The organism is Mesorhizobium sp. L103C119B0 (assembly GCF_000502235.1).
Taxonomy (GTDB): domain Bacteria; phylum Pseudomonadota; class Alphaproteobacteria; order Rhizobiales; family Rhizobiaceae; genus Mesorhizobium.
In genome coordinates, this window is record NZ_AYXE01000057.1 from 1 (window position 1) to 4,012 (window position 4,012).

Sequence of the window (4,012 nt, forward strand, 5' to 3'; positions counted from 1 at the left end):
ATCACATTCGCCTATCACAATGGCGATGAGGCCATCCTCAAAGCCAAACGGGACACTTCTTCAACAGCCTGCTAGAGCACGGAACGATTATCGCGGCAGGCTTTGTGGCCGAGGGCGCAGGCAAGCCAACTCTTGCCCAGGCCGGTCGGACTGGGCTTATAATGCCCGTTATCAGGATGGCGAGGCAAAGAAGATTGTCCGTTACGCCTTTCATCCACGTTCGGGCGGGGAGATTTTCGTCACAGGCCGTCAGCGTTATTGCGGTGAGCCGGCCTATGTCGGGCGACAACCGGATGGCAGCCTGGCGCTGATTCCGATCTGGATGACGGAAGAGATCGCCCTGACGATGGCGGTTCGCGAGGCGCCCCGTTTCCCCTTTCATGCCTGCGCGACCTGCGCCGCGAGGTCGATGCATGTCTACGTTTTCTGCAGAGCGACTCACGCCAGCCAGGAGACGACCATGCAGCGCAGGCAATGCCGAACCGATCAGCCAGACCTGTTTTCCAAGAAGGCTCCGCCATCGAGTCTTCCAGGCGAAGTCCGGGAACGCACCTCCCGCTGATCCAGACCTTGCTGAGGGAAGCGGTGGTGAGCCAGACGGGACGGGAGGCAGATCATGAAGATCACCGCTGAACATCTCGCGCGCGGTGCCTATGTCTATGTCCGGCAGTCGACGGCCGATCAACTCGTCAACAATCCCGAGAGCCGGCGACGCCAATATGGCCTTGCCGAGCGAGCGCGGTCCCTTGGCTGGAAAGACGCCATCGTCATCGATGAAGATCTCGGTCGTTCAGGGTCTGGCATCAGCCGTCCGGGCTTTGAGAAGCTTCTGGCGGCGATCTGCGAAGGTCGGGTTGGTGCGGTCCTCGCCATTGAAGCCTCCCGGCTGGCCCGCAATGGCCGGGACTGGCATACGCTCATCGAGTTTTGCGGCCTTGTCGGAACGCTCATCATCGATGAGGACGGCATCTACGAACCGCGTCATCCCAACGACAGGCTGCTGCTCGGCATGAAGGGCACGATGAGCGAACTGGAGCTTTCGATCCTGCGGGCCCGCTCGATCGAAGCCCTGAAGCAGAAGGCACGACGGGGCGAACTTTTCCTGACGGTGGCGATCGGTTACGTCAAGTCGGGCCGGAACCGGGTCGAGAAAGACCCGGACCTGCGGATCCGCGAGGCGATCGATCTTGTATTCCGGCGTTTCGACGAACTGCAGAGCATCCGGCAGGTGCATCTGTGGTTGCGCCGCGAGGGCATTATGCTCCCTGCCGTAAATTACACGCGCGCGGCGGACAGGGCGATCGTCTGGAAGCTGCCCGTCTACAATACGGTGCACCACATTCTCACCAACCCGATCTACGCCGGCGCCTATGCGTTCGGGCGAACCTGCAGCAAAGTCACCATAGAGGCCGGACGCAAACGGATTTTGCGTGGGATCAGGCGCGATCGCGCCGACTGGGAGGTCTTGCTCATCAACCATCACGAAGGTTACCTGAGCTGGCACGATTTTGAGAGGAATCAGCGCCTGATCACGGACATGCCACAAGCAAAGGCCTGGTGCCGCGCGGTGCTCTTCGCCGGGGCGAGTTGCTGCTCGGCGGTCTCTTGCGCTGCGGCCATTGCGGCCGCAAGCTGCATGTCTCCTATTCCGGCAGCAACGGCAATACGGGGCGCTATCATTGCCGCGGAGCGCAGGTCAACCACGGAACCGACCCGTGCATCGGCTTCGGATCGTTGCGGGTCGATCAGGCGGTCAGCGCGGAGGTTCTTCAACGCCTTCAACCGCTCGGCATGGAAGCGGCGATCAAGGCCATCGAGACCTCCACCGTGCAGGCCGGAGAGAAGCGGCGCCATGTGGAGCTCGCACTCGAGCAGGCACGTTATGAAGCCGCCCATGCACGCCGCCAGTATGACGCCGTCGACCCGGACAACCGGCTTGTAGCAGGCGAACTGGAGCGACGCTGGAATGCCGCGCTCGTAGCCGTCCGCGAGCGTCAGGACGAGCTTGACGCGCTCGACCGCCACAAGCCTGAGGCTCTGGGAGAAGAGGAACGGCGGAGCCTGCTGCGCATGGGCGCCGATCTCGAACTGGCATGGCATCATGCCAACGCCACCGCCACCACGCGCAAGCGGATCATCCGTGCCGTGATCCGCGAGATTGTCGTCGCCATCGAAGACAACCACATCAAAATGCTGGTGCATTGGCAGGGCGGCGACCATACCGCGCTTTCGGTCAGGAAGAACAAGGCAGGCCATCACCGTTGGGGCGCCCCGCCGGACATCGAGGACCTGATCCGTGCCCTGGCACGCCAATTGCCGGATAGAGCGATCGCATCGCTTCTCAACCGGCTCGGCAAAACCACGGGTCGTCTGAACGGATGGACGCAGTCCCGTGTCTGCACTTTCCGCAACCAGCACGACATCGCCGTCTACAAAAAGGACGAACGGTCGGAGCGCGGCGAGTATACATTGCAGGAAACGGCTGCGAAGCTCGGGCTGCGGCCAATGACCGTGCTGCGCATGATCCGCGCCGGCGATCTGAAGGCCGAGCAGTATTGCAAGGGTACGCCCTGGATCATCCGTCATGAAGATATCGAGCAACTCGATATCCAGCACCATTCCGGCAGGAGCGGACACAGTCCATTATCACAATCACAGGATCAGCAGATCCAGCTTTGTCAATAACATAGCGAGGTGTGCATTATGTCGTGGGATCGGTTGCGCCTGTCACCAGGAGATTCTCGTGGCGGTCGATCCAGTCGCCGCCGACGAGCCTGGCGAAGACGGCGCGGTCGATGCCGCGCGGGGTGCGCAAATCGACATCTTCCACGCATGCGCTCTGGCGCAGCGCGGCGAATTTGCGCGTGGTTAGACGTTTGGTGTCGCGCTCGGCGGCTTCGCGATCGACAAGAAGCCCGATGCGCTCCTCGAACGACAGGGCCTCGAGATCCGGGGATCGCCGCTGTTCCTCGAAGGCTTTGGCCATTCCGGCCAGGCCGAGTGCGATCAGCCGTTCATGGGTGGGATGGGTGAGCATTCAAATCTCCCTGGTTCAGTGGAAATAGCCCTGACCGCGGATGTTGCCGTGGCGCAGGGGCTGGTGGTCGGGCGTCTCGTCGAAGAAAGCGCGATCAAGGCCGTTCTTGAGGATTGAACGGATCGAGGCGACGGAGCGTGCCTTGATGAGGATGCCGCGTTGGCAGGCTGCATCGACGCGCGTGTTGCCGTAGCTCTTGGTCAGCGCCAGGATGCCGAGACAGGTGCGAAAGCCCTGCTCGGGATGCGGCCGGTCATCGATGACGGCCTGGAAGAAGGCGGCGGTGGAAGGACCGATCTTCTCGCCGGCCGCGATCAATCCTCCTGGTGTCCACTTGCCGTAGCGGCGATGCGCGCTCGGCATGTGATCGGCAACGGTCGTATGGCCGCGCCGGTTGGGCGCACGGGCGTGGCTGGCGATCCGCTGCCCCTTGTGGAAGACCTCGACGGTGTTGTCGGCGATGCGCACATCGACGAGTTCGCGAATGAGGCGGTAGGGCGTGGAGTACCAGTGCCCGTCGACCTCGACGTGGTAGTCGGGCGCGACGCGGCAACGCTTCCAGCGCGCAAAGACGTATGGCTGGTCCGGCAGTTCTCCCAGCTTCGGCCTGTCGATCTCGGCGAAGAGTTCGGCACGGCTGGAGCCGAAGCCACGCATCTGGCGGGCGTTGAGTTCGGCGACGAGCAGGCGGATGGCGACGTTCAGCTCCGCCAGGGAAAAGAAGCGCTGATTGCGCAGCCGCGCCAGGACCCAGCGCTGGGCAATTTGCACGGCGACCTCGACCTTTGCCTTATCCTTCGGGCGTCTCGGCCTAGCTGCGAGAACTGCGGTGCCGTAATGGCTCGCCATCTCGACATAGGTCCGGTTGAGACCGGGGTCGTAGCGATCGGGGTTGGTGACGCCTTGAGATTGTCGCAGACCACGAACTTCGGCACGCCGCCCAGAAAGGTGAAGAGGTTCGTGTGCACGCCGATC

At 62.5% G+C, this 4,012-nt stretch carries 1 protein-coding gene and 5 pseudogenes; 3 read left to right on the forward strand and 3 right to left on the reverse strand.

Annotated features, from left to right (window positions below; translation table 11 throughout):
• Window positions 1-74 precede the first annotated feature (74 nt).
• Window positions 75-149: pseudogene (locus tag X728_RS1000000169970) on the reverse strand (ATP-binding protein); the annotation flags it as partial.
• A gap of 467 nt (window positions 150-616) precedes the next feature.
• Between X728_RS1000000169970 and X728_RS1000000171960 the strand changes: the two are divergent.
• The 3 genes and pseudogenes from X728_RS1000000171960 to X728_RS1000000171970 form a co-directional block, all read left to right on the forward strand.
• Window positions 617-1,474: pseudogene (locus X728_RS1000000171960) on the forward strand (recombinase family protein); the annotation flags it as partial.
• Window positions 1,475-1,557: 83 nt separating this feature from the next.
• Window positions 1,558-1,698 (forward strand): annotated as a pseudogene (locus tag X728_RS1000000171965) (recombinase zinc beta ribbon domain-containing protein); the annotation flags it as partial.
• A gap of 156 nt (window positions 1,699-1,854) precedes the next feature.
• Window positions 1,855-2,685 carry a helix-turn-helix domain-containing protein gene (locus X728_RS1000000171970; RefSeq protein WP_245266241.1) on the forward strand — a complete coding sequence of 277 codons (831 nt, stop codon included), beginning with the start codon at window positions 1,855-1,857 and terminating at the stop codon, window positions 2,683-2,685.
• 31 nt (window positions 2,686-2,716) lie between these two features.
• Here X728_RS1000000171970 and X728_RS137040 read toward each other — a convergent pair.
• Window positions 2,717-3,037 (reverse strand): annotated as a pseudogene (locus X728_RS137040) (ATP-binding protein); the annotation flags it as partial.
• Window positions 3,038-3,052: 15 nt separating this feature from the next.
• Window positions 3,053-4,012, reverse strand: a pseudogene (locus X728_RS00100) (IS21 family transposase); the annotation flags it as partial.